Annotated in this window: 17 protein-coding genes; 7 read left to right on the forward strand and 10 right to left on the reverse strand. The window is 64.5% G+C overall.

Translation table 11 applies throughout. The features are described from left to right. Nucleotides 1–253 precede the first annotated feature (253 nt). Nucleotides 254–700, reverse strand: coding sequence for a DUF1801 domain-containing protein (locus tag OXT71_02010; protein MDE2925154.1), 447 nt, complete (start codon nucleotides 698–700; stop codon nucleotides 254–256). A 98-nt stretch (nucleotides 701–798) separates the two neighbouring features. Here OXT71_02010 and OXT71_02015 point away from each other — a divergent pair, with 98 nt between their 5' ends. Next, the gene (locus tag OXT71_02015) at nucleotides 799–3,813 is read left to right on the forward strand and encodes a c-type cytochrome (protein ID MDE2925155.1); all 3,015 of its coding nucleotides are present in this window, start codon (nucleotides 799–801) and stop codon (nucleotides 3,811–3,813) included. A 37-nt stretch (nucleotides 3,814–3,850) separates the two neighbouring features. On the opposite strand, the gene OXT71_02020 is transcribed toward OXT71_02015, so the two are convergent. The 6 genes from OXT71_02020 to OXT71_02045 form a co-directional block, all read right to left on the reverse strand. Beyond that, nucleotides 3,851–5,395, reverse strand: a complete 1,545-nt coding sequence (locus tag OXT71_02020; GenBank protein MDE2925156.1) for a hypothetical protein — start codon at nucleotides 5,393–5,395, stop codon at nucleotides 3,851–3,853. 168 nt (nucleotides 5,396–5,563) lie between these two features. After that, nucleotides 5,564–7,084 (reverse strand): hypothetical protein, encoded by a 1,521-nt coding sequence (locus OXT71_02025; protein MDE2925157.1) that lies wholly within the window; start codon nucleotides 7,082–7,084, stop codon nucleotides 5,564–5,566. 128 nt (nucleotides 7,085–7,212) lie between these two features. Further along, nucleotides 7,213–7,389: a hypothetical protein gene (locus OXT71_02030; protein ID MDE2925158.1), complete on the reverse strand. Its 177-nt coding sequence runs from the start codon at nucleotides 7,387–7,389 to the stop codon at nucleotides 7,213–7,215. 92 nt (nucleotides 7,390–7,481) lie between these two features. Beyond that, nucleotides 7,482–9,026, reverse strand: coding sequence for a hypothetical protein (locus tag OXT71_02035; protein ID MDE2925159.1), 1,545 nt, complete (start codon nucleotides 9,024–9,026; stop codon nucleotides 7,482–7,484). 8 nt (nucleotides 9,027–9,034) lie between these two features. Beyond that, complete coding sequence (locus OXT71_02040; GenBank protein ID MDE2925160.1) at nucleotides 9,035–10,027, reverse strand: Gfo/Idh/MocA family oxidoreductase; 993 nt, start codon at nucleotides 10,025–10,027, stop codon at nucleotides 9,035–9,037. Nucleotides 10,028–10,201: 174 nt separating this feature from the next. Then, a complete protein-coding gene (locus OXT71_02045; protein MDE2925161.1) occupies nucleotides 10,202–11,476 on the reverse strand; it encodes a sialidase family protein in 1,275 nt (424 codons plus the stop codon). Nucleotides 11,477–11,612: 136 nt separating this feature from the next. On the opposite strand from OXT71_02045, the gene OXT71_02050 reads away from it, so the two are divergent. From OXT71_02050 to OXT71_02070, 5 genes are all read left to right on the forward strand, one after another. Beyond that, nucleotides 11,613–12,767, forward strand: a complete 1,155-nt coding sequence (locus OXT71_02050; GenBank protein MDE2925162.1) for a sialidase family protein — start codon at nucleotides 11,613–11,615, stop codon at nucleotides 12,765–12,767. 40 nt (nucleotides 12,768–12,807) lie between these two features. After that, nucleotides 12,808–13,872 carry a glycosyltransferase family 4 protein gene (locus OXT71_02055; protein MDE2925163.1) on the forward strand — a complete coding sequence of 355 codons (1,065 nt, stop codon included), beginning with the start codon at nucleotides 12,808–12,810 and terminating at the stop codon, nucleotides 13,870–13,872. Further along, the gene (locus tag OXT71_02060) at nucleotides 13,869–15,896 is read left to right on the forward strand and encodes a heparinase II/III family protein (GenBank protein MDE2925164.1); all 2,028 of its coding nucleotides are present in this window, start codon (nucleotides 13,869–13,871) and stop codon (nucleotides 15,894–15,896) included. Before OXT71_02055 ends, OXT71_02060 begins: the two co-directional genes overlap by 4 nt. Before the next feature lie 59 nt (nucleotides 15,897–15,955). Then, a complete protein-coding gene (locus tag OXT71_02065; protein ID MDE2925165.1) occupies nucleotides 15,956–17,071 on the forward strand; it encodes a Gfo/Idh/MocA family oxidoreductase in 1,116 nt (371 codons plus the stop codon). A gap of 84 nt (nucleotides 17,072–17,155) precedes the next feature. After that, the gene (locus OXT71_02070) at nucleotides 17,156–18,511 is read left to right on the forward strand and encodes a Gfo/Idh/MocA family oxidoreductase (GenBank protein ID MDE2925166.1); all 1,356 of its coding nucleotides are present in this window, start codon (nucleotides 17,156–17,158) and stop codon (nucleotides 18,509–18,511) included. A gap of 104 nt (nucleotides 18,512–18,615) precedes the next feature. Here OXT71_02070 and OXT71_02075 read toward each other — a convergent pair whose 3' ends face one another. From OXT71_02075 to OXT71_02085, 3 genes are read right to left on the reverse strand one after another with little or no spacing between them, the layout of a single operon-like run. Beyond that, on the reverse strand, nucleotides 18,616–19,548 hold the full coding sequence (locus OXT71_02075) for an aminotransferase class IV (protein MDE2925167.1): 933 nt from the start codon (nucleotides 19,546–19,548) through the stop codon (nucleotides 18,616–18,618). A gap of 38 nt (nucleotides 19,549–19,586) precedes the next feature. Continuing rightward, entirely contained in the window at nucleotides 19,587–22,454 is a 2,868-nt protein-coding gene (locus OXT71_02080; GenBank protein MDE2925168.1) for a VCBS repeat-containing protein, read from the reverse strand. Continuing rightward, nucleotides 22,451–23,668, reverse strand: a complete 1,218-nt coding sequence (locus tag OXT71_02085; GenBank protein ID MDE2925169.1) for a hypothetical protein — start codon at nucleotides 23,666–23,668, stop codon at nucleotides 22,451–22,453. The genes OXT71_02080 and OXT71_02085 overlap by 4 nt, the downstream gene beginning before the upstream one ends. Nucleotides 23,669–23,752: 84 nt before the next feature. On the opposite strand from OXT71_02085, the gene OXT71_02090 reads away from it, so the two are divergent. Next, nucleotides 23,753–24,529 (forward strand): SDR family oxidoreductase, encoded by a 777-nt coding sequence (locus OXT71_02090; protein ID MDE2925170.1) that lies wholly within the window; start codon nucleotides 23,753–23,755, stop codon nucleotides 24,527–24,529. Nucleotides 24,530–24,673: the final 144 nt, after the last annotated feature.

Below are 24,673 nucleotides of genomic sequence, written 5' to 3' on the forward strand. Positions count from 1 at the left end.
CCGCCGCTCCATTCCTTGAAAAAGGAGGGGCGATTTCCAATCGCCCTTTCCTCCATACTCCACACGATCGCTCCACGGTTCGGCGGTTAGGAAACCGCCGCTCCTGGCCGGAAGCCCGGGAGGAAACGTCCCAAACGAAATTGAAACAGGTCTCCAGAGTGCGACGACCCATCCCCAAGGGTTGTTAGGATAGCAGAAAGTCGGCCGAACGGAGCCGTCCGGCATTCAGAGGCAGAATCACAGGGGCGTCCTTCTACCGCTTGCGGGACGCCTCGTAGAACTTGATGTAGTCCTCCACCGAGGTGCCGGCGACGGTCTCGGCGATGAGATCCAGCGGCAGGTCTTCCACCCTCCGGAAGCGGACGCACGACTTTCCCATGTCGAGCTTCTTCCCGCTCGCCTTGAAGCGCTCCACAAACCGGGTCCTGGATTCGGCGTGGCTGTAGACGCACATCAGGTAGACAGCCATGTGCCGCTTTTGGGAGGCCAGCGCCGCGTACATGAGGGGTTGGCTGTTGTAGGTCTTGGGATAGCGCTCCAAGGGGATCTCATAAGTGATCATCCCCCAATTCATGGTCTCGACGTAACCCGGCGGCAGGTTGTCCAGGAACACCTGTCTCACGGCCTGAATGCCCTCCCTGCGGTCCGGGGAGAGCTCCAGCAGATAATCCTCAACGGTGGCGGCAGCGCTTCTGACCATGGGGTCAGCCTATCAGAATCGAATTGCGGGCATCCCAGGAATCTCGTGACGGCCCGTCTGTTGCCGAAGCCGACTCCCACGGGAGAAAATCAGCGCCCATGCGATGGCACCGTCTCCTGCCCGGCCTGTTGCTGCTCTCCGGCTGCGGCGAGCGCGCTGACACCGGTCCGCTCTCGCCGGAGGAGTCCCTGGCCAGTTTTCAGCACCCCGGAGACGTGCGGGTCGAGATCTTCGCCGCCGAACCGTACGTGCGGGACCCGGTCGACCTGGTTTTCGACGAGGAAGGGCGGGCCTTCGTCGCCGAGATGCTGGACTACCCCTACGATCCGCCGCCGGGCGAACCGCCCAGGAGCCGGATCCGGGTCCTGGAGGACCGGGACGGCGACGGGAGAGTGGACCACTCGTTGGTCTTCGCCGACGGAATTCTCCAGCTCAAGGGGTTGGCCTTGTGGGACGGAGGCGTGATCGCCTCGGCGGCGCCGGACCTCCTCTTCTTCAAGGACACGGACGGCGACCTCCGAGCGGATGAACGGCGAGTCCTGTTTACCGGTTTCGAGGTGGGTCAGCCTCAGGGCCGGGTCAGCAACCTCCGCTACTCCCTGGACAACTGGATCTACGTCTCCAACGACGGACACCCGGGAATCGTCCGGTCGCCGGAACGGCCGGGGGCCGGCCCGGTCTCGGTCCTGGGAACCGATTTCCGGTTTCGCCCCGGCCGGGGCATCTTCGAAGCGGCTTCGGGAGCGGCCCGCTTCGGACAGACCTTCGACGACTGGGGCCATCGCTTCGTCACCCGCACCGGGACCCACGTCCTGCACGTGCTCCTGCCCCGCCGCTACCTGGAGAGAAATCCCTATCTGGCGGCGCCCAGGGACATCATCCGGGACGTCTCGGACCACGACGGACGCATCTATTCCCGGACGGCCCCCGAGAAGTGGCGCGAACTCCGTACCCGGGTGAGACAGGAGCGTTCCGACGAGATGGGCCTGGGGCGCACCCGCCGGGTGCAAGGTTTCTTCACCGGAGCCACCGGAGGCACCGTCTACGCGGGCGACCGGCTTCCTCCGCCGTACCGGGGGAATCTCTTCACCGGAGGAGTCGCCGGGAATCTGGTTCACCGGGATCTGCTGGCGCCGAGCGGCATCAGTTTCGTGGCCAGCCGGGCGCCGGAGGAGCAGCAGCGGGAGTTCCTGGCCTCCACCGATCCCTGGTTCCGGCCGGTTCAGTTCACCACCGGCTGGGACGGAAATCTCTACATCGTGGACATCTACCGCAAGCTGGTGGAGGACCCCGAGTCGATTCCGGAACCCATCAAGCGGGATCTGGATTTCTATGCGGGAACGGACCGGGGCCGAATCTATCGGGTCGTCCCCGCAAGAGCGTCGGGTCCGGCACCCCGGAAACCCGCTCTGGAGGGAACGGACCCCCAAAGCCTGGTTCGGCTTCTCTCCCATCCCAACCGCTGGTGGCGACTCACGGCTCAGCGCCTTCTGGTCCAACGGCAGGAGATCTCGGTGGTCGCCGGGCTCAAGGACGTCGTCCGCCGGGGGGAGTCGGCCAAAGGCCGCCTGCACGCGCTGAACACGTTGGAAGGGCTCTCCGCCGTCGATTCCGAGATCCTGGCCCCAGCCCTGCGGGACTCGAGTCCCGGGGTCCGGGAACATGCCGTCCGAATGGCCGAGGAGTTTCCCGAGCTGCTTCCGCGACTCGTAGACATGGCGGCGGGAGAGGAGCCGCGGGTCGGATTCCAACTGGCCTTGAGTCTCGGCCGGTTCCAGGGCGAGGCCGTCACCCGGGCCCTGTCACATCTGGCTCTCCACCAGAGCCTGACGCCCGGTCTTCGTGCGGCCATCCTGAGCTCGGAGGCCGGTTCCTCGCCGGATCTTCTGGAGCATCTCCTGAGATCGGACTTCTTCGGAGCAGAGAATCGGAAACAGAGGAGAGATTTCCTGGAGGAACTCGCGGCCGTGGCCGGCGCCCGTCGACGGCCGGCGGAAATCAGGCGAATCCTGGAAATGGTTTTCCGATCATCCGGTCTGGAGAACGAGGCCTGGCAGCGAGCCGGACTCGACGGATTGGCTCGAGGTCTGGAAATGGGAAAGGCCGCCGGTCTGGATCCGGCAGGCATCCGAGCCATGTTCCGCAAACTCCTGGCAAGTGATTCTGAACGTCTCCGAACGGCGGCGGTCCGCGTGGCCCGGTACTTCCGGATGCCGAGGCTGACGGCACGGGCGCGCCGTCGAGCCCTGGACCCCGGCCTCCCGCACCAACATCGGATGGGGGCGGTCCGCACCCTGGCAACTGTCCGATTTCGGGACGCGCGTCCCATTTTCGGACACTTTCTGGATTCCGTTTCCGATTCCGCCCTGCGTTCCGAAGTTCTCAAGGTCGTGGGAGGATACGACGACGTGGAGGCCGCCGGCCTGATCCTTCCCCGTTGGAGCACCCTCTCTCCCCGGGAGCGGAGACCCGCCCTTCACTCCCTGATCGCCCACCGCGGTCGTGCGTCCCGTCTGCTGGACGCGCTGGAACGGGGGACCGTGGAGACGGCAGCCCTGGAGCAGGACCACCGGGTCCTGCTCACCCAGCATCCGGATGAAACGATTCGGAAACGGGCTCTGAACTTGTACCGGCCCGACACGCCGGACGAGAGGGACCGCGTGGTGCGGCACTACCAAAAGGTTCTGGACCTGGCTGCCGACTCATCGCGGGGGGAGCAGGTCTTCGAACGGGAGTGCGCCCGTTGCCACCAACCCCAGGAAGGGGACGCGGTGGGCCCGGATCTACGCGTCGGGGTGCAGGGACACACCCGGGAGGAGTTGCTCCAGGCCATTCTGAACCCCAATGCCCAGATTCTGGGCCTGTTCCAGAACTACATCGTGACCACTCGCGAGGGTCTGGTCTACGGCGGCGTCCTGGCGGCGGAGGGTCCCGGCAGCCTGACCCTGCGCAGCGGTCCCGGGGAGGAGGAGACGATTCTCAGGGCCCGCATCGCCGAAATCCGGGCGTCCCAGGTTTCCCTCATGCCTGAGGGCCTGGAAGAGAACATCGGCCTGCAGGAGATGGCGGACCTCATCGCCTACATCCAGGCCGGAGACATGCTGGAGGACTGACCGATGCCCCCTGCCGCCCGGGACTCGGGCTCCGGCGTCAGTCGTGGAAGCGGATGGAGTAGAGGTCCGCGTCCTTCATCACGAAACGGAGCCGAACGGCGGTCCCCGCAAGACGGGCCACGTCCCCGCCACTCTCCCAGGACACGTCCCGGGCGATCTCATCTCCGATGATCTCGCGACACTCCGCAAGTGAAAATCCGGGTATCGGCTTCCCCTCGGCGTCTTGAATCTCCACCCTCAATCCGCCGACGGCCGAAGTGGAGTAGTTGATCTCCAGACGGCTCCCCGAAAACTTCAGGGGCTTCGTGATCATCTCGCCGCCGGCGTAGGGCGCGTTGACGGAGGCGAATCCGTCCAGGCGCAGGGTCAACCGCTGGATGTGCCACGTGGGATGCCCATAGTGCCGGCCCACGTAGATGGACATCTCGGCCGGCCCCGTCCGGACCACGCCCTGAAGCGGATAGTTGGTGCGGGACACCCAGTTGAGGGTGTCCGGACCCGGACGGACGAAGACCCCCATGAAGGTGCGGTCGTAGAGCGTGCCCCCCCGGGAGGTCATGAAAGCGGCGTCCGCGCAATCCTGGGTCAGCCAGTTCGGATTGTTCGGTTGGGTGGCGTCCGAGACGATGCCGGCGGCCTCGCCCTGTTCCCTGGTGAGCGCGGAGCGGCCATACATGAACCGCGGCGGGAAGGCGACGTAGATATGGGGAGCGCGGAAATACTGGACCGTCTGGTGCTCATAGAGATGTTCGGGCGGGACGATGCCTCCCGTAGTGTACTCCATGGGGACGGGATCGGTCCAACTCAGAAGATCCGGGGATGTGCTCCGGGCCACGGAGCGTTTTCGGGGGCCTTTGTTGGAGGTCATGAATCGGAAGTAGAGAACATACTTCCCCTCGGATTCGGACCAGAAGATGGATTGAATGCCGTCGAAGCCGTTGGGGAGCGTGGTGATGAAGACCGGATCTTCCTGCACCTTGCGGAAATCCAACCCGTCGGAGGACTCGTAGAGGAACAGGTCCACGTACCTCCTTCCGTCCAGGGGATGCTCGTTCTTCCAATCGGGCCGGTCCCGGTAATGGGAGCTGGTGGCCTTGATGCGCCGGTTGGCCGGCACGCCCGGCCGGTTGTCCACGAAGGGGACCAGCCGTCCCAGCATGACCACGTTGTTCTCCCGGCTGCCGTCCACCTCCACCAGTCCCAGGTTCGGCTTCTCCCAGTGGATACCGTCCCGGCTCCGGGCGTAGCTGATGGCGCGGCGGAACCTCTGCTCCGCCGGCAGTGTGGTCCGGGCCAGGTAGAAGAGGTGGTAGACCCCGCCCTCCTGAAAGACCTTGTACCCGTAGTTGAACTCGTTTTCCCAGGGACGGTCGATGCGGATCACCTGCTCCGCGGGTCGCGGCTCCTGCAGTTGCAGCCGGACCCCCCGCAGCCGGTCGATCAGATAGTGGTCGACGAAGAGCTCCCGGCGGGAGCCGATCTCACGGGTATCGGAATCGTGGCTCGACCCCGCCCAGGCCGGACCCGGCGCCGGCAGAATGAGCAACAACAGGATGAATCCCAGGAAACGACTTGATCTCATTCGAATGTCCTCCCACAGGCAGGATGCATGCCGTCGAGACTCTTGGCAAGTCACCCCGCAGGACAAGCTGGGGTCGTCTGTTTGTCAGTTTCGTGGATCATTCGTACGCGCCGTTCCTCTGGAGTTCGGCGGTTAGGAAACCGCCGCTCCTGGAGGCCGAATCGTTGCTTAGTCTGTGGCGAATCGGAAAGCGTACAGGTCCGCGTCCTTGAGGACGAAACGAATCCGGACCGGCTTGCCGGCCAGTGAGCTGACGTCCCGGTTCCCCTTCCAGGTCACCACGCCCTCAATCTGGTCTCCGAAGACTTCATCCGCATCCGCCTGGCGGAAACCCGCCAGCGGATTGCCGTCCGCGTCCTGGAGCTCGACCCAGATCCCGCCGCTGCCCGAGGTGGAATAGTTGAGGCGCAGCCGATTGCCGTCAAAGCGAAGAGGACGGGTCACCATCTCTCCGCCCGCGAGTGGCGCCTGCACGGAGACGAAACCGTCCATTCGCAGGGAGTAGCGGCGCACGTTCAGGCTCCGGCCCATCCAGTATCCTTCCACCACGTAGATGGAAAGTTCTTCCGGAGAACCGGCGCGGTCGGAGCGGGTCTGGACGATTCCCCAGGCGATGCTGTTGTCTCCGTAGACCCAACTGTCGATTCGGGCAGGACCGGGCCGAAGGAAGGCCTCTGCCCAGCGTTTGAAGTGGAGCCGGTCGCGGCCCGTCATCAAAAGCGAGTCGGTCACGGCCGTGCCGTAGCGCTGGGATACCTTCGACCTGTTCTCCCGGGCTTCCCGGCCCGGCAGGCGCCAGGTCGCTTCGGTGGAGCCCCGGTCCTTGTAGCGCATGGGGAAACCGATCAGGATGTGGGGCGCCCGGTAGTAGGGCCGCAACTGGTTGGTGTAGAGATGCTCCCGGGGCGCCGCCGGATACTCGCACCAGACCGGGTCCGTCCAGTTCAGGAAATCGGGAGAGGTGGCCGTCAGGATGTCCCTGACCTTGTTCTGGAACCCACGGAAGTAAGCCCGGTACTCCCGCTGCGCCGGGTCCCAGAAAGCCAGGTTCTGTGAATCGAAGGCCCCTTCGGAGATCACCACCCGGTCCGACATGGGGGTGAACCGGAGTCCGTCCGGCGACTTGAGCGCCAACAGGCCCTTCTCGCCCCTGGACCGGATGATCATCTTGTAGCGGGCGTCTTCGGGGCAGTCGGGATTGTCGTCCTTGAAGATGGCGGCGTGGCCGGGGTCCGCCTCGACTGAGCTCAGCGTCGTCTGGGAGAGGATGATGTTGTTGTCCGTGCTGCCTTGGAACTCCACCAGTCCCAGCTTCGGTTTCTGGAAGTGGATGCCGTCGCTGCTCTCGGCGTAACAGAGGTACGGGCGGTGAGGATAGGTCTGGCCCGTCTCCGTCACCTCGTACTGATAGGCGCCGTAGTACATCCGGTAGCGCATCCGGTGGCCGCTTCCGTCCTGGAACACCGAGCGGTAATGGCAGGCGTTCCCTTCCCAGGCCGCATCGGTCACCAGAGCCACGTTCCGCCGGACCGGATGGTGGAGCTGCAGCCGGGCTCCTCCCGACATGCGGTCGATGAGATGTTCATCCACCATGAGCTCAAGACGCGAACCCACGTCGGCGACCCCGTCGGAGGCGCCCATGACGGCGGTTCCGGTGACGAGTACGAGCAAGATCACGAATAGCGGCATTTTTCGGATTCCTCCCTGAATTCCTTGGTTCTAATGCCGGCATTCCCACAGGAGAATGCACATCAACTCTCGATAGCCCCCGAGTGGCAAGCCCTCCGCACTGCGTCCATCGCGGCCAGGTTCTCTAATCACGTCTCGATCCCGGTGTCCGCAGGAAAATCTAGCGCCTCCCAAGCCTCGACCGACGTTACTGGAACATCCAGCCGGTCGCCTTCAGGAGTGCCGCGCTTGGCAGTCATCAGGCCTTCAATCGCCTTGAGTGTGCGGCGATAGCCTTGGTCGTTCATGATCGGCTCGTTCTCCATGGCTCGTCCCTCTAATCGATTGTGCATCAACTGCAGTGGAAGGACTACCGTCTCCCCTACTCCCCCCACAGGGCGACTGAAAGTCGCCCCTCCTAGTCGGCGGCAAAGTGAAAAGCGTACAGGTCGGCGTCCTTGAGAACGAACCGGATCCGGACCGGTTGGCCGGCGAGCGACCTGACGTCACGGTTCCCCTTCCAGGTCACGACGCCTTCGATCTGGTCTCCGAAGACCTCATCCGCATCCGCCTGGCTGAAACCCTCCAGGGGCCTGCCGTCCGCATCCTGGAGTTCGACCCAGATTCCGCCGCTGCCGGAGGTGGAATAGTTGAGGCGTAGCCGATTGCCGTCGAAGCGGAGAGGACGGGTCACGATCTCCCCACCGGCCAACGGCGCCCGCACGGATACGAATCCGTCCATCCGGAGGGAGTAACGCCGAACGTTGATGCCTCGCCCCACCCAGTACCCTTCCACCACGTAGATGGAGAGTTCGTCGGGAGAACCGACACGATCCGATCGGGTCTGGACGATTCCCCAGGCGATCATGTTGTCTCCATAGACCCAACTGTCGGTCCGGGCGGGCCCGGGTCGAATGAAGGCCTCTCCCCAACGTTTGAAGTCATGCCGGTCCCGGCCGGTCATCAGGAGGGCGTCGGACACGGCTGTTCCGTAGCGTTGGTTGACGGAGGATCTGTGCTCCCGGGCTTCACGCCCCGGCAACCGCCAAGTCGCTTCGGTGGGTCCCCGGTCCTTGTAGCGCATGGGAAAACCCACCAGGATGTGGGGCGCCCGGTAGTAGGGCCGCAACTGGTTGGTGTAGAGATGTTCCGACGGAGCCCCCGGATACTCGCACCAGACCGGTTTCGTCCAGTTCAGGAGATCGGCCGAGGTGGCGGTCAGAATGTCCCTGATCCCCTCCCGGAATCCTCGAAAATAGGCCCGGTACTCTCGCCGCACGGGGTCCCAGAAGGCCAGGTTCTGGGAATCGAAGGCCCCTTCCGAAATCACGACGCGGTCCGACATGGGGGTGAAGCGGAATCCGTCCGGCGACTTGAGCGCCAAGAGGCCCTTTTCGCCCCGGGACCGGATGATCATCTTGTAGCGGGCGTCTTCGGGACAGTCGGGATTGTCGTCAATGAAGACGGCGGCGTGGCCGGGGTCGGCTTCGACCGAGCTCAGCGTGGTTTCGGAGAGGACGATGTTGTTGTCCGTGCTGCCCCGGAACTCCACCAGCCCCAGCTTCGGCTTCCGGAAGTGGATGCCGTCGCTGCTCTCCGCATAGCAGAGGTACGGACGGTGGGGGTAGGTCATTCCCGTCTCCGTCGTCTCGTAGTGCCAAGCGCCGTAGTACATCCGGTAGACGCTTCCGTCCTGGAACACCGTCCGGTAGAAGGAGGCGTTTCCCTCCCAGGGCTCACCGGTCTCCAGGGCCACGTTCCGCCGGACCGGCCGGTGGACCTGCAGCCGGGCTCCTCCCGACATGCGGTCGATGAGATGTTCATCCACCATGAGCTCGAGACGGGAGCCCACGTCGACGGTTTCCGCGGAAGCGCCCGGGGCGGAGGCTCCCATAGCGACGACGAGAATGATCAGGTGTTGAAGACGGAGACAAGACTGTCTCCCCACCCAGGATGCCCCCATCTGTTTTCTCAGGAGGATGCGCTGCAACTCTCGACGGCCCCCGATTGGCAAGCCTTCCGCACCGCGTCCAGCACGGCCATGTTCTCGACGCCCGCCTCGATCCTGTCGTCCGCCGTGCCGCCGCAAGCGGCGACGAAGGCGTCGACCTCGTCGGCATACTGGTTGACGCCACGGACCCGGTGCACCTCGTGTTTGCCATCCTGGTCGATGACCGTCACGTGGACCCGCTTGTGAGGCGCGGGTACGTAGCCCTGGGGCGCCTTGATGATTCCCCGGTCACCGTAGACGCTGTACCCCTGCTCCCGGGGAAGATGGGTCCCGCAGGTAACGGTGGCCACCGGGCCGCCGTCGAACCGCAGGGTGAAGTGACAGAACTCGTCGACTCCGGTGTCGGCCCCCAACCGCCAGGTGCCGGAAACGGATCGGGGTTCGGCGCCAAGGATGTACCGGGCGCTGTTGATCCCGTAGCAACCCACGTCGTAGAGGCCTCCCCCGCCGGTCTCTCGTTTCAGGCGAATGTTGTCCGGATCTTCCATGAAGTAGTGGAAGTGGGCTTCGAAAAGGAACACGCGCCCGATGGAACCCTTCCGGATCAGCTTCTTCACCAGGGCATGCTGCGGATGGAAGCGGTACATGAACCCCTCCATCAGCACCCGGCCCGCCGCTCGGGCGGCCGCCTCCATCTCCCGCGCTTCCGCCAGGTCCATCCCCAGAGGCTTGTCGCAAAGGACATGCTTTCCGTGCGCCAACGCCTTCAGGGTCCACTCCTTGTGGAGATGGTTGGGGAGACCGATGTAGACACCGTCGATGCCGGGATCCTCCAGAAGCTCCTGGTAGTTGGGATAGCAGCGGGCGACGCCGTGCTTGGCGGAGAGCGCTTCCGCCTTCTCCGGGGAGCTGGTCCCCAGAGCCGTCAGCTCGGCCGTCTTGGCTTGGTTGATCCCCGGGATCATGGCCTTGGTGGATATCATCCCCACGCCGATGATGGCCATCCTGTACATGTTACGTCTTCCTCCGCGTCATTCTTTAACAGTCCGTGGTGAAAGTCCCGCGAGCACCGAGACCGTTCCTGCGCCCGCCGGACAAGGCGCGATTCGTGAGCATACCGGGAGTATGTGAGCGAATCGCAACACAGTCCGCCGGGATGCAGGGACGGTCGAATGCCGTGAGGACTTTTACCACGGGCTGTTAAGCCATTCCAGGTTGAAACGGGCGATGCTGATCCGCTCGCACCAGCGCCGGCGATGGTCCAGGCTCGAAAAGCTGCCGTACCACTCAGCGAGCTTCGACTCGGGCCAGTCGAGGCTGTCTTCGTGAAGACAGAGAATCGTCTCGTCCTTCAGCACGGCCAAGTCGGAGTAGGCGGACGGACCGTCATCCAACAGCTTCGACAGCGGCCAGGTCCGGCCTTCGTCGTAGCTGGCCCGAACCGTGAGCCGCTGTCTTTGTCCCTTGGTCGGATTGGAGGGATCGGGACCCGCCGGATTGGAGAAGAGGAAGATGTCCTTCCCCCCGTTCTTCCCGGTGGGGTAGCGGGTCAGCCCGGCGTGACAGATGACAGTGGTGAGATCGTTGGGCTGCGTCTCCTGCGGCTCGAAACTCTCGCCTCCGTCCCGGCTCCAGGCGTGCCACCGCCATTCATTGTGATAGGGCCGGTTCTTGCGGAAATTGGCGTAAACGCCCCCGTCCGCCGTCTCCACCACGGTGACCTCGTCCGAACCCACCGGCAGGACGCCCCCCACGCGCCAGCTCGATCCATGGTCGTCGCTGTAGAGGACGCCTCCCCGGACTCCTGGGATCTGTCCCTCTTCTCCCTCCTTGTAGAGGAATCCAGGGATCACCAGCCGGCCCTTGTGCGGACCCCGGGTCAGTTGGATGCCGTGGACCGAGTTGTTGGTCCAACCGTCCCAACCGTCCGCGCTGGTCCGAGCCTTGTGGGGAGTGGGCTCAGACCAGGTCTGGCCCTGGTCGGTGCTCTTGGCCAGCCAGAAGCGCCCATCGGTCCTGGCGTAGGTGGGGAAATACCGCAAGTCGTGAGGAGCCGTCGTCGGAAGCTTCCAGAAGGCGGAGAAGATCGTCCCGCTGAACCGGTCCTCGAACAGCGGACCGACGAGGCAGAAGGTCCCCCGCTCCCGAAAGAGGACTCGCTGCTTCCCCCAAGTCCGCCCCCCGTCCGTGCTCCGCTGCACCAGGACGTCGGTGTCGTGGCCGAAGTCGAGCATGTTGTCCCACCGCCGTTGGCAAATGGCGACCACGAAGCCTCGGCTCGTCGCCAACAGTCCGGGAAGCCGGACTCCGAAACCCTTGCCCGGATAGAAGACGGTCGTCTTCTCGAAAAACGGTTGGCCCGATCCGGCCGGCAGCGTTCCCGGGAACAGGCGCCGGACCTTTCCCGCCGCAACCATCGCCCCCACTCCCAACGGTCTCAAGAAATCACGCCGATGCATCATGGTTTTCCGGCCTCGACTTGACGTTGCGGGCCAAGTCTACACGGAAGATGAGCGGCGAGAAACGACTCCTCACTTCCCTTCCGAAGTGGTAGTATCTCGCGAACCGATGCGGACGCCCGAGAGGACGGGGAGCAGGATGATCATCAGAGCAACAGTCTCCGTGATCGCAGTCATGATCGTCTTCGGTTGCGGAACCGGCGACGTGGTCCAGGACGCATCCCCCGATGAGGCTGTCGATCCGGGGCGAATCGACGGCGCGCGAATCTACGACTACGATCCGTCCACTGAGCTTGGCGATGACATCTTCGGGGACATCATTGCCGATCTCGAGAACGACGCTCCCGGACGCTGCACCCACGGCGGGCCCGTCTGCATGGAGTATGCCGACGGCCGGATCGTGGCCTTCCATACCAACACCACCGACCACAACGTGGACGGTTGGACCGAATACGCCGAGAGCTCCGACGGCGGCCGGACCTGGAAGAGGTACAACAAGTTCCAATACTCCTACGACCAGTACGACGCGGAGCGGAAGCGATCCGTCTGGGTCGAGGAGGGTCTGGTCACCGAAAAGGGAAGCGCAGTCCTGTTCCTGACCCATTTCAGGTTCGGCGAGGGCAAAAGGGACAGCGGATTCATGAGGAGCCTGGATCACGGCGCCACCTGGAGCGACTACCAGCCCATCGATGGCGACTTCGTCGGGTATCCCTGTGCCGTGGCGGTGTCCGGCGAAACCAACTACGTCCTGTATGACAGCAAAGACGGCGGTCCCCACGTCCTCTACTCGAGCAGCGACGACGGACTGAGCTGGACCCGGAGGAGCACGCTGCCGCTCGACGACGACAAGTGGTACGGGACCATGGTCGTTATGGCGGACGGGCGCCTGTTGGCCGGCGCCTACACGGAAAAGGACGAGCACCACTTCTACTACTGCATCAGCCAGGATCAGGGGCATACCTGGGGCGAGCAGCGGAAGACCTACGTGGACAAGATGATCCGCGATCCGGAGCTGGCCTATCTGGGGGGAAAATACTACCTGCACGGACGGTCGGGCCAGGAGGGGGAAGGCAGCCGCCGTTTCGTCCTCTACCAGTCCGACGACGGCATCGACTGGGGCGGCGGGATCATCGTCAGCGGAGATACCCGGCACCCCGACGGCTACAGCCACAATTGCATCATCAACCGGTACAACGACCAGGAGCCGCTCAAATTGATGGTGGAATACAGCATCATCTACGACGGACGGGACACCAACGAATACGTCTTCTTCATCGAGCCCGACCCGCGCTGAGCCATCTTTTTGCCGGCCGGATCGGACTCCCGGGTTCATCTTGCGCGTCGCCTTCTACTATCACCAGCAGAAACGCCTTCCCGCCAACCACGAGGGGAACAACCCCTACGGGGCGCTCCTGGCGGAAGCCCTGGAGCGGCGCGGCGTGGAGATGGTCTTCGAGACGGACTACAGTCTTGAGTACCTCCGCAGGAACCAGGGCAGGATCCAGGTCCTGCACCTCCACTGGCCCCACCACGACTACTACAACGACGATGCGCGAATCATGCAGCGGCAGATGGAGGAAATGGCCGCCTCCCTGGAGCTGGCCCGGGAACTGGGTTACAAGGTGGTCTGGACCGCCCATAACATCTACCCGCACAACCGGACCCACCAATACATCGATCACGAGTTCCGGCTCCACATGTGCCGGCTCTGCACCGCCATCATCGCCCATTGCGCGGCGTCCGCCGAGGGCGTGCGGGCAACTTTCGGACGTTCCCACGACATCTTCCTGGCGCCCCACGGTCATTTCATCGGGGTCTACCCGGACATCGCCACCCAGAGGGAGGCCCGCCGGGATTTGGGCATTCCGGCCAGGGACTTCGCGTATGGCTTCATCGGGGGAGTCCTGCCCTACAAGGGTCTGGAGACTCTGATCGAGACCTTCCGCAGGGTGCCGGGAGAGGATTCCTGGCTCCTGCTGGCCGGCGGGGGACGCTACAGGCCCTACCTGGACAAGATTCGAAAGCTGGCGGCCGGACACCCGCGGATCCTGGACAAGATTGTCGAGCCGCGGGTACCGACGCCGGACATGATCCGGGTGCTGCGCGCCACCAACGCCGTCGTGCTGCCGTTTTTGGCCACCATGTCGTCGGGGACCGTCACCCTGGCCCTTTCCGAGTCCCGCCCCGTGATCGCGCCGAACATGGGCTGCCTGCCGGAGGTCATCCTTCCGGGAGGCGGTCTGCTCTACGACCCGGCCCGGCCGGGCGCGCTCCTGGATGCCATGCAGGGAATCCGCGGCTGGGACCTGGAAGAGGCATACCGGACCGCACTGGCGAGCATCCAACGTTACGACTGGGACCGAATCGCCGAGATCACCCTGGAGGCCTATCGAAGATGACTCTTCTGACACCGGAATGGAGCCGGGACCTGCGCCGGCGCGCCTCGGACCCCTCCTTCTCCGCCGCCCGAGAGGCACTGGACCAACGACTCACCGATTACCACCGGTTCCTGCCCCAGGTCCCCACGCACCAGGCCGGCTACTACCACGAATTTTTCTGTCCCGAGTGCGCCGCCCAATTCGTTTACGACCCACGGGAGCCGCACCGTCACCTCTGTCCCGTGTGTGGCGCCGTCTACAGCGGCGAGCCGTACGACAGCGCCTGGCGGTGGTCGGTGAACGACATGCTCAGCGACGCCGCCCTGAAGCTCGCCTTCCGGAGCCATCTCACCGGCGGACAAGGCGAACAGGCCCAAGCCGACCGCGAACTGTCCAGCCGGATCCTGTTCACCTACGCCGAGCGCTACCGGCACATGGAGCCTCCTCCCCTGGATCACCCCAACCATCCCGGGATCGTCGCCTGGTCGGGACTGGACGAGTCGGTCTGGCTGATTCGCATGTGCTGGGCCTTCGCCCTTCTGGAGGAGGCGCTTCCGGAAGGGTCGGCCGGACAATTGTCCCAACAGATGTTTCGGCCCGGCGCCGAGCACATCCAGCGAGTTCGATGGCCCGAGATCCACAACGCCACGAATTGGAACAATGCGGCGCTGGCCACTCTGGCGCTGGTGCTGGAGGACGAGGACCTGCTCGAGGTGGCGCTGGGCGGCGACCTGGGCCTGGAGCCTCAATTGACCCAGGGAGTCTCCCAGGACGGCATCTGGTGGGAGGGCTCACTGAGCTATCACTACTACATGCTGGACGCCGTGGTCTGGACCCTCCGGGTCCTGCGTGCTTCGGGCCGTTCCTTCGACGACGGCGGAATCCTCAAGCGGATGTTCCTGGCGCCGATCCTCATCTCCTTCCCGGACCTGAAGCTTCCGGCCGTGAACGACTGCTGGTATTTCATCGGCCTGCAGCAACGGGTCGGCCACGGGATCCCGGAAGCGGACGGCTTCTACGAAACCGCCTACGGCTGGTTGCGGGACCCGGTTTTCGCCTGGGTCCTGCAGCAGAACTATGAGGACACCCCCCGAACCTGCTTCGAGGCGCTCCTGGACGGCGCCCGGGAGATCCCATCCGGAAGGGAACCGGAATGGAAGAGCCTGCACATGGAGGATCTGGGGTTCGCCGTGCTGCGCGGCGGGGACCGCAAGAACGGAAGCCATCTGATTTTCAAGGCGGGTCCGGACGGAGGGGTTCACGGACACCATGACCAGCTCAGGATTCAGCTCTTCGCCCACGGGGCCCCCTGGTTGCCGGATCTGGGAACCCCCGGATACGGCATCGAGCTCAACGACACCTGGTACCAGCAGACGGCCAGCCACGCCACGGGACTGGTGGACGGCTTGTCCCAGCCGCTGGCTGAGGGAAAGATCCACTACTACTACACCGACGAACACTATTCGGTCTGCGACGCCTCCGTCTCTTGGGACGAGGGGGCCTACGCCGGGGTCGAGATGCGGAGAATCCTGCTCTGGCGGGACCACTACTTCGTGGACCTGCTCCAGGTGCAGTGTCCCACGGTTCGAGACCTGGACTGGGCCTGTCAGGTGCGCGGGGAACGGATCAGTGAACCATTGGACCTGTCTCCGGCCTCTCCATTGACCGGCGACGGCGGTTACGCCCACGTCCGGCTGGAGGGCCAGGTCCCGGAAGCGGACAACTGGAAGCTTAGCTGGCGGCATCAGGGTGGACTGCTGGATCTGTTTCCACTGGAGCCTTCCGGCCCGATGTTTCTGGGTTCGGCCCCGTCCAACCCGGCATCCGAGACGCTCTCCACCTGCATCCGGCGCCGCAGGGCCGCCGAAGCCACCTTCGTTGCGGTCTTCGCTTCCTGCGGGGCGAACAGGAAGCCAAAGGTCGAAATCGCCGCCAGCTCGCTCGAAAACGACGGGTCCCGGCTGATCGTCGTGGGGATGGATCGGGGACGTGACCTGTGGACTTTGCGGACCGAGCCGGGAGACGTGCGGTTGGCGAGACTCTAGCAGCCCGGGCCGCTCCCGCCATGCTAGACTGAGCCACAATCACGGGAACGGCCTGCACCATGAAACGAAGAACATTCCTCAAGAAAACTGCTGGTGGAACCCTGGTTTCTTCCCTGGCCTTCTCCGCGGCGACCCGGATCGGGGCCGCCGGAGAGGGTATCCCGGTGGGCGTCATCACGCAGGAGAGAGGGCCTCACCTGGGTATCTACCTGAAAGCCCTGGCCCAGGCCCAGGGCGTCGCCTCCGTCGCCCTGTCGGACGAGAGCGGAACCACCTTCGACCGGGCCGGTGAAGTCCTGGGCGACAAGCTGACGACGTTCCGGGACCACGGCGAGATGCTGCGGGAGGCGAAGCCGCGCGCGGTCCTCGTCAGTCTGGCCGCCCACTTGTCGCCCCCGCCGATCCGCGAGTCCCTGGAGGCGGGCGCTCACGTCCTGGCCGAAAAACCGGCCTGCGTCCGGGCCGAGGACTTCGAGCCACTGGTCCGGCTCGCCGATTCCAGGAAGCTGAACCTGATGCTGGCATTGGGGTCGAGGCTTCACCCGGCGGTTCTCAAGGCCCGCGAGCTGATCCAGTCCGGTTTTCTGGGCGATCCCTTCGGCGCCCACCTAGTCTTCGTCGCCGACCAGACCCGCCTGACCCGGCCCCGATACCAGGAGTCCTGGCTGGCGTTCAAGGACAAGGCCGGAGGCGGCCAGCTCATCTGGCTGGGGATCCACTATCTGGACCTGGTCCAATACCTCACCGGCGACCGCATCGAGCAGGTCTCCGCCGTCACCCGGAACGTGGGCGGCCAACCGGTGGAAATCGAGGATTCGGTGGCCCTGGCCCTCCGGTTCAAGGGGGGGATGGTGGGAACCTACCATGGCGGCTACTACCTGGACCGGGGATATCACCTGGGCGTCAAGCTCTGGGGCTCCAAGGGTTGGCTCCGGATGAACCTCCTGAAGGGTCCCATGCATTGGTATTCGACCCACCCGGACGCGCCTCGGAAAATCCAGGTTCACGACTTCGAGACCGGGCCGAGCAGCTACTACCCCCTGGTCCAATCTCTGGTGGACCTGGGACGCGGCATGGGGAATCCGCCGCTCACGGGAGAGGATTCTCTCCACGTCCTGAAAGTCGTCTTCAGCGCCTACAAGGCAGCGGAAACCGGCGTCAGCCAGCCGGTCTGAACCGTTCCGCCGGGGATTATGGGGACCGTAGGGGCCCCCTCATTGCGGGTCGCCGTCTGAGCAGCGTCCGCAGGGAGAACGATCATGGCAGAAGTGAAGCGTCGACAATTCCTCAAGTCCTCCACCTGGGCGGGAGCCTCCCTGATCGGAACCGCCAAGGCCTGGGCCGGCGCCAACAACCGTATCCGGGTGGCGTTGATCGGGGCCGGCGGCCGCGGCCGTCGCCTGGTGGAAGAGATCCTGGAAAACGAGGGCGTGGATCTGGCCGTGGTCTGCGACGTGGACGAACGGCGGGCCCTGGAGAAGGCGGAACAGGCTCAGAAAATCAGCGGTAGGAGGCCCCGGATCGAGAAGGACCTGAGACGGATCATGGACGATACGTCCATCGACGCCGTCACCATCGCCACCTGCAACCACTGGCACGCCCTGGCCGGAATCTGGGCATGCCAGGCCGGCAAGCACGTCTACGTGGAAAAGCCCATCGCCCACAACGTCTGGGAAGGCCGCAAGCTGGTGGAGGCCGCCCGCAAATACGACCGCATCGTCCAGGGCGGAACCAACCGCCGCTCCAGCGGCTCCTTCCGCCGGGTGGCCCAACTGGTCCGGGACGGGCTGATCGGCCGGGTCTACTGGGCGCGCTGCGAGTTCCCCCGTCCCAGGGATCCGTTGGGCTTCAAGCCTGCGGAACCGCCTCCCTCCTGGCTGGATTGGAACCTCTGGCTGGGACCGGCGCCGGACCAGGCCTTCCACCGGAATCTGGTGCACTACAACTGGCACTGGTTCTGGGACTTCGGCAACGGCGAGATGGGCAACAACGGGATCCACATCATCGACGTCTGCCGCTGGATCATGGGCCAGGAGGTTCCGGTCCGGGCCCATTCGGGAGGTGGCCGTTTCGGAGCGGAGGACCAGGCCGAAACCCCCAACACGCATCGGGCCACCTTCGAGTTCCAGGACGGTTCCCTGCTCACCTGCGACCTGCGGAATCTCTACTCGGACCATGGCCGCGTCGTGCCCCGGCGCGCCATCTATCCCGAGCCCAGGTTGCAATGGATGGCCGAATTCACCTGGGACCTCTACGGCACCGACGGCTACATCCACATGAAACACAGGATCCAGAAGCGGGGCGCCGGGTGCGACTACCAGGTCTTTCTGGGACGGAACAAGAAGGCGGAGCCGAACCCGCCGGATCTGGAGGGGTGGGGACACTACCAGAACTTCGTCAACGCCCTGCGGGCCGGAGACGGAAACGTCCTGACGGCGGACATCGAGGTGACTCACCGGTCGGGCATCTTCTGCGAGCTGGCCAACATCTCCCACCGGGTGGGCCGGGAAGTCCGGTTCGATCCGGTCACCGAGACCATCCCGGGAGACGAGGAGGCGAGCCGGCTGTTGCGGCGCGAGTACCGGAAGCCGTTCGAGGTTCCCGAGAAGGTCTAGGAGGGGGGACTGTTAGTCCCCCATTTTTCCTTTTTCCGTGCGAGTCGGCGGTGGATAAGCGTAAAGGGGGGACTGCCGTCCCCCCTACCCCCCCTGGCCGGCGGTTAGAAACCGCCGCTCCAAGTCGCCGCTCCTCGGAGCGCCTGGTCTGGAATGTCCATTCCCACCCGGCGGCTCCAAGCATCGATCAATTGGCGATAGACGGGTCCCGGCCGGCCCTCGCCCAGCACATTGCCGTTGTAGCGGGTCACCGGGAGCATGCAATAGGAGGTGCTGCAGAAGAAGGCCTCCTCCGCGGTGGTCACATGGTAGGGCTGGAAGTCCTCCTCCACCGCGGGAATCCCTTCCTCCCGGGCCAGTTCCAGCACCGTGGCCCGGCTGACTCCCTCCAGGCAGTTCCGGGTCGGCGGCGTCCTCAGGCACCCGTCACGGTAGATGAAGAAGTTGGCCCCCTTGTTCTCGGTCACGTTGCCGTCGATGTCCAGAAGGAGAGAGAAACCCTCCGGGTCCACCTCCTTGACCTCGAATTCAGCCAGGGTGAAGAAGATCCGGTTCCGGTGCTTGAGCTTGGCGTCCAGCGACTGGGGCGGGATATGCCGGGTCGAGGGGGTCACGGCGTGCGCCCCTTTCTCGTAGAGGTGAGCGTAATCGGCGAAGCCCAGCGGCAGTGTGGCGATGAGCAACCCGGGACGGTCGAACTCGAAACGTCCGATGGTGCTGCGCATCCGCCCGCCGGTGGCGGTCTGGGTGACCCAGACGTCACCGTCCGGGTCCAGAACGGGAAGATTCGCCTCCAGCACCTCCAGTGCGATCTCTTCCATCCGCTCGGGAGTCATGCCGGGATTGATCCGGGCCACCGACATGGAGCGGTAGAACCTGCCGATGTGCTCCTTCAGCTTGAAGGGGCGGTACCCGAAGGTCCGCGCCGAGTCGGTCACGTTGTGGCCGAAGCTGAGGCCGGAGTCGGTGTGATGTATCCGGACCTCGGAATCCGGAACCAGCCGGCCGTTGAACCAGGTCAGCAGTTCCCTGTCCATAAGAATGTTCCTTTCCAAGGTGTTGCGGACAACGCCGCCTACTCGCTCCGGTAGCTGATCTCCACCTCCTCCAATACTGGGGAGTTGACGCCACCGGGTGAAAGCAGCGTCGCCTTGTATTGGACCCAGCGGTGATTGTCCCCCAGTCCGTTCAGACGGCTGCCCGATCGAGTGTAGTGGCTTTCCAGCCCGTCGGGACCGGACCACTCGGTGGAATCCAGCCCCTCCCGCGTCTCCGAACCCCGGACCTGGAAAACAACCGAGGTCTCATGCGGCGTCCTCGCTGTCCAGCTCAGGCTCTCGACCTGGCCGTTTTCAGGCAGACGGAACGGCGACGAGAGGTAATCGTAGCGGGGAGCGCGGTCGTAGACGTTTCCCACGTCGTGATGAATCGCCCAGTGCACGCCGCGGGTCGGAACCGGGAGCCGCCTCCCGGTGGAAAATCCCGCCTCCGAGCCCCAATAGAGGAAGGAGTCGGTGCGATGATTTCCTCCCTTGGTGTGGCAGACGAAGAAGATGTCGTCGTGCCCGTCCCGGTTGTAGTCGGCCACCATCACTCCGGAGGCGGAATCGGTGGGTAAAAGGACCGGTTTCGGATCGAATCCCGACTCGGCGCCCCAGAAGACATAGGACGGGTGGTGCCGATTGACGCCGGCATGGTAGCTGGAAACCACCAGGTCCAGGCGGCCGTCCCGGTTCAGATCGGCGATGGAGGCATCCTCGCTCCCGACCGTGTCCAGGAGCAGCATGCGATTCTCCGAGAATCCCGCTTCCCCTCCCCAGTAAACGGCGGTGCCGGCGGCGAAAGGGGCCGCTTGGGGCTCCGCGTCGATGGCGCGCTCGCCTTCATCGGTCCGGAGCTTTTCCAGGTCGTACAGATTGCAGATCACGATATCCAGGTACCCGTCCCCGTCGAGGTCCCCGATCTCGGCTCCGACGGCCATCTTGGAGGGAAGATACTGGACGTTGCGGTTGTCGAATCCGCCGGGTCCGTTCCAGAAGATGGCCACGCGGTCGCTGGTCCCGGTAAACAACAGGTCCAGATAGCCGTTCCGGTCCAGGTCCGCCGCCTTGTGGAGCCGCACGTCGGGAAACTTGAGGATGAAGCGGTTGTCCATCCGGTAGCCTGCAGGACCGCCCCAGAAGAGGCTCATCTCGTCCCGGCCGTGGGTCCACTCGCTGAGACTCAGGTCCAGGTAGCCGTCCCGGTTGAAGTCCGCCACCACCACGCTGAAGCCCCTCCGTGTGGGGAGATGGGTGGCGCCGGTCCGGGAGAGTCCTTCGGGCGTCCCCCACAAGATGTCGATCTGGCCCGCCAGCACCAGGTCGGTCCAGCCGTCCCGGTCGAGGTCGGCGATGTTGGCCGCGCTCAGGCCGGAGTAAGGCAAGGTCCAGCGGTCTTCAGGAGAATAGTCCCCTTCGGGCCGTCCCCAGTAGATATAGGCATTGGGAGCGTTGTTGGACGCATAGCCGTCCTTGCTCTGAGCAAACGCCAGATCGCCCTTGCCGTCGCCGTCCAGGTCGCCGCTTGCCACCGACAACGCGCCTCGAGTCGGCAAATCCAGCCGGCGGGAGGGATCGAATCCTCCGGGCCCGTTCCAGTAGACGGTGGAGGAAACGTCGTAGCTCTCGTCGCTCTTCTCGTTGGCGAAGACCAGGTCCGGATAGCCGTCCGCGTTGAGATCCGCAGCCGTGCTGGCGCCGGCGGCCAGCGTGGGCAGGGCCGTTCTGAGATCCGGCCGAAATCCGTCTGCCGACCCCCAGTAGATGAAGGACGCATGGCCCGCCTGGTTGGAGAGGATCAGATCGGGATGCCCATCCCGGTCGAGATCGGCGGCTTCGATGCCCCGGGCCCGCCAGCCGGGCAATTCGGTCCGCCGCTCCGGATCGAAACCCCCGGAAGCCCCCCAGTAGACGTAACTGGGAATCGGGGTGACGGCGATCCCGCCGGCATCTGCGTCGAAGCCGGGCGCCGTCTCGTTGGCCACCGCCAGGTCGGGCCAGCCGTCGCCGTTCAAGTCGGCGGCGATCAAAGCCACGCTTCCCAACCCTTCCAGCCAAAGGGAGGCATCCGCCGAGTAGCCGGATTCGGATCCCCAGTAGACCAGCACTCCGCCCGGTTCGCCCTTGTAGTCCTGAACCGCGAAGACCAGATCGGGCGCCCGGTCCCGGTTCAGATCGGCAATGGCCACGTCGCGGGCGAAGCGGGTGGGCAACTGCGTGGTTCGGCGGGGAGAATAGCCGTCCCCCGAGCCCCAGTAGATGTCTGAAACCGGCCGCACCACGCTGAAGTCGTTCCCCTCCCGGGTGAACTGGTAGGAGAGGCCGTTGCTGGCGAAGACCACTTCCGGGTAACCGTCTCCGTTCAGATCGCCAGTGGCCACGGCCTGTGCCGAAACCGTCGGCAGATCGGTCCTCCGCTCGGCATCGAACCCGGAATCGCTTCCCCAATAGAGGGCCGACCGGTTCTCGGTGCGCGTGCCGTTGTAGCCCTTGGCCACCACCAGGTCCGGATGGCCGTCCCGATTTAGGTCCGCAATGGCCACGTCCTGGCCGCCCTCCCCCGGGAGCGCGGTCCGGCTGCCGGCGTCCAAATCGTCCCGTCCCCAGTAGATCCAGGCTTCCATGTCGAAGTTGTTGTCATGGCTTCCCGGAAGGACCAGGTCGATAAGCCCGTCCTGGTTCAGGTCCAGTTCGTTGATGAGCCGGACGCTCCCATCCGCCCCCACGTATGTGTTGGCCCCACCGTCGGTCAGGGTACCGTCGGCGAAATCGGCGAAGCTGGACTCCCTCCAGACCTCCCGGCCTTCCTGCACAGGAATCCGGGGCGTTTCTGCGGGAGGGGCACACGCAAGCAGGAGTCCCACAAGAGCGGCGATGGCCGGGACGGGGTACGCGGAACTCATGGTAGTCCTCCCGGAACCTGCAGTCGCCGTTCCAGGACAAGCGGCCGGTCCGCGCCGGAAAGAAGGTTGGTGACGGTGATGACGAGCCGAACCCCTGTCTCCCCCTCTTTCACGCTGACGGGAGCCACGGTCCGTCCCCGCTCCGCAATTCGCACCTCCCGGAGACCCGCGGCCGATTCATCTCCCGCCCTGGAGACCTTCATGCGAAAGGGGAAGGAGGAGGAGTTCGCAACGGACAGGAAGTGGCGTTTCCGATTCTCCTGGATGCTTGGAGTGACACTGAAACGGAGTGAGCTCTCGGCCAGAGCGCGGAGCCACTCTTCCCGCCCCCAGATCATCTCGCCGAAATAAGCCAGGGTGCGCCGGGCCTTGATGGCTTCCCGGATCGACGTCTCGCCCCGGCGCTCAGCCAGGACCAGGGTCATTTCCCGGCGTTCTCCCCGGCTCCGGTCGACCATCTGGTCGATGGGCCAGTGAGCATCCGACGAGGCGATGACGGCCAGGTCGTGTTCGAGGCACCAGTCCATCACCTCGGAGAAGTACGGTTCTCCCCGGTGGTATCCAATCCCCTTCCCCCCTTTTCGGCCGCCGTTCCTCAATTCGATCCCGTCCAGCCACCCCAACTTCAGAAGGCGGGTGGCGTCCCGGACCCATCGAGGGCCGGGATGGGCCCAGATGATGATGGCTCCCTGGTTGCGGGCCGACCGAACCGCCGTGTCGAAGTCGTCGAAAAAGGGACTCTCGTCCTGAACGAAAGCGACGACGTGATCCGAGTCCTCATCCTTGTATGTCGGTCCCGAAAGGGTCGTCAGCTCGGCACCCCGAATCAGCATCAGACCCAGGGCCCGGGCCAGCGGAAGGGCCCGGCCGTAGGCTCGTTCCCGGTCCTGGGGCAGGGCCAGCCTCATGTACTCAGGATGATCGGTGATGGCCATCAGATCCAGACCGTCCCGCCAGGCTTCCCAGACACGAGTTTCGGGCAGGACCTGGCCATCGGAGTAGATGGTGTGGATGTGGAGGTCCGCCTTGATCACCTGCAGGCCCCGGACCCGGGGAAAGACGATCTCCTGGCGGGAGAGCCCCTTGTGCCCCGCCACATAGGGCCAACCGTACTTTCCGGCCAGCTTCTGGGCGGTCGTCCACTCCGCCGGTTCAGTGCCCTGTTTCTCCTCGGCCGAGACGTCTGCGGCAACCAATATCTGGAGCAGGACCACTGCTACGGCTTCTCTGCTTGTAGATTTGGCGATGGGGATCAATCTCCGTTTCGAAGGCATGAGGTGATATAAGTATGCGCTGTCATGAACGTCAAGCAGCTTCTGGATCTCACCGGCAAGGTATCGGTCGTCACCGGCGGCACCGGATTCTACGGCAAGCCCATTTCCGAGGGACTGGCCGAGGCCGGAGCCCACGTTGTTATCGCCTCCAGAAACCGGCAGCGATGCGAGGGCTGGGCTCAGGAGTTGGAAGGGAGGGGGCTCTCGGCCAGCGGCGACGGGTTGGACCAGGGGAGCGAGTCGTCAATCTTGGAGTTCTGTGATCGGGTCTGGAAACAGTTCGGCGCCGTCGACGTGCTGGTCAACAACTCGGTGGCCCGGACCATGCGAGCCTACACCGACCCGCTGGAAACCTGGGAGCGATCCATGGTGGTCAACTCCACCGGTTTCTTCGCCATCTCCCGGGCGTTCGTGGACCGGATGATGGAGCGGGGACAGGGCGCCGTCGTCAACATCGGCTCCATCCAGTCGGTGGTGGCGCCCAACTTCGGTAACTACGCCGGCACCGACATGACCACGCCGCCCGACTACCACTTCCACAAGCACGGCATGATCGGGCTGACCAAGTACCTGGCCGCGTGGGCGGGTCCCCAGGGAGTCCGGGTCAACGCTATCGCCCCTGGAGGCCTGGCTCTTGGGGGCGAGAAGGACCCCTTCCTCTCCCAGTATTGCAGCAACACCTTCCTGGGCCGCATGGCTCAATACGACGACATCAAGGGATCGGTGGTCTTCCTGGCTTCCGAGGCTTCCGCCTATGTCACGGGCCACACCATCCTGCTGGACGGCGGCTACTGCGCCTGAGCAGAATCGCACAACCCTTTTCAGCACAAAAAAAGCGCGCCAGCCGCAAAGGCCGGGGCCCGGTAGAAATTTTACAGGAAACCCGGTGAGGTTTAGATTTTAACGCCGCCAAGCAACAGGCATACGGGGAGGGCCGACGCGAAG

Source organism: Acidobacteriota bacterium, from assembly GCA_028874215.1.
GTDB lineage: Bacteria > Acidobacteriota > UBA6911 > RPQK01 > JAJDTT01 > JAJDTT01.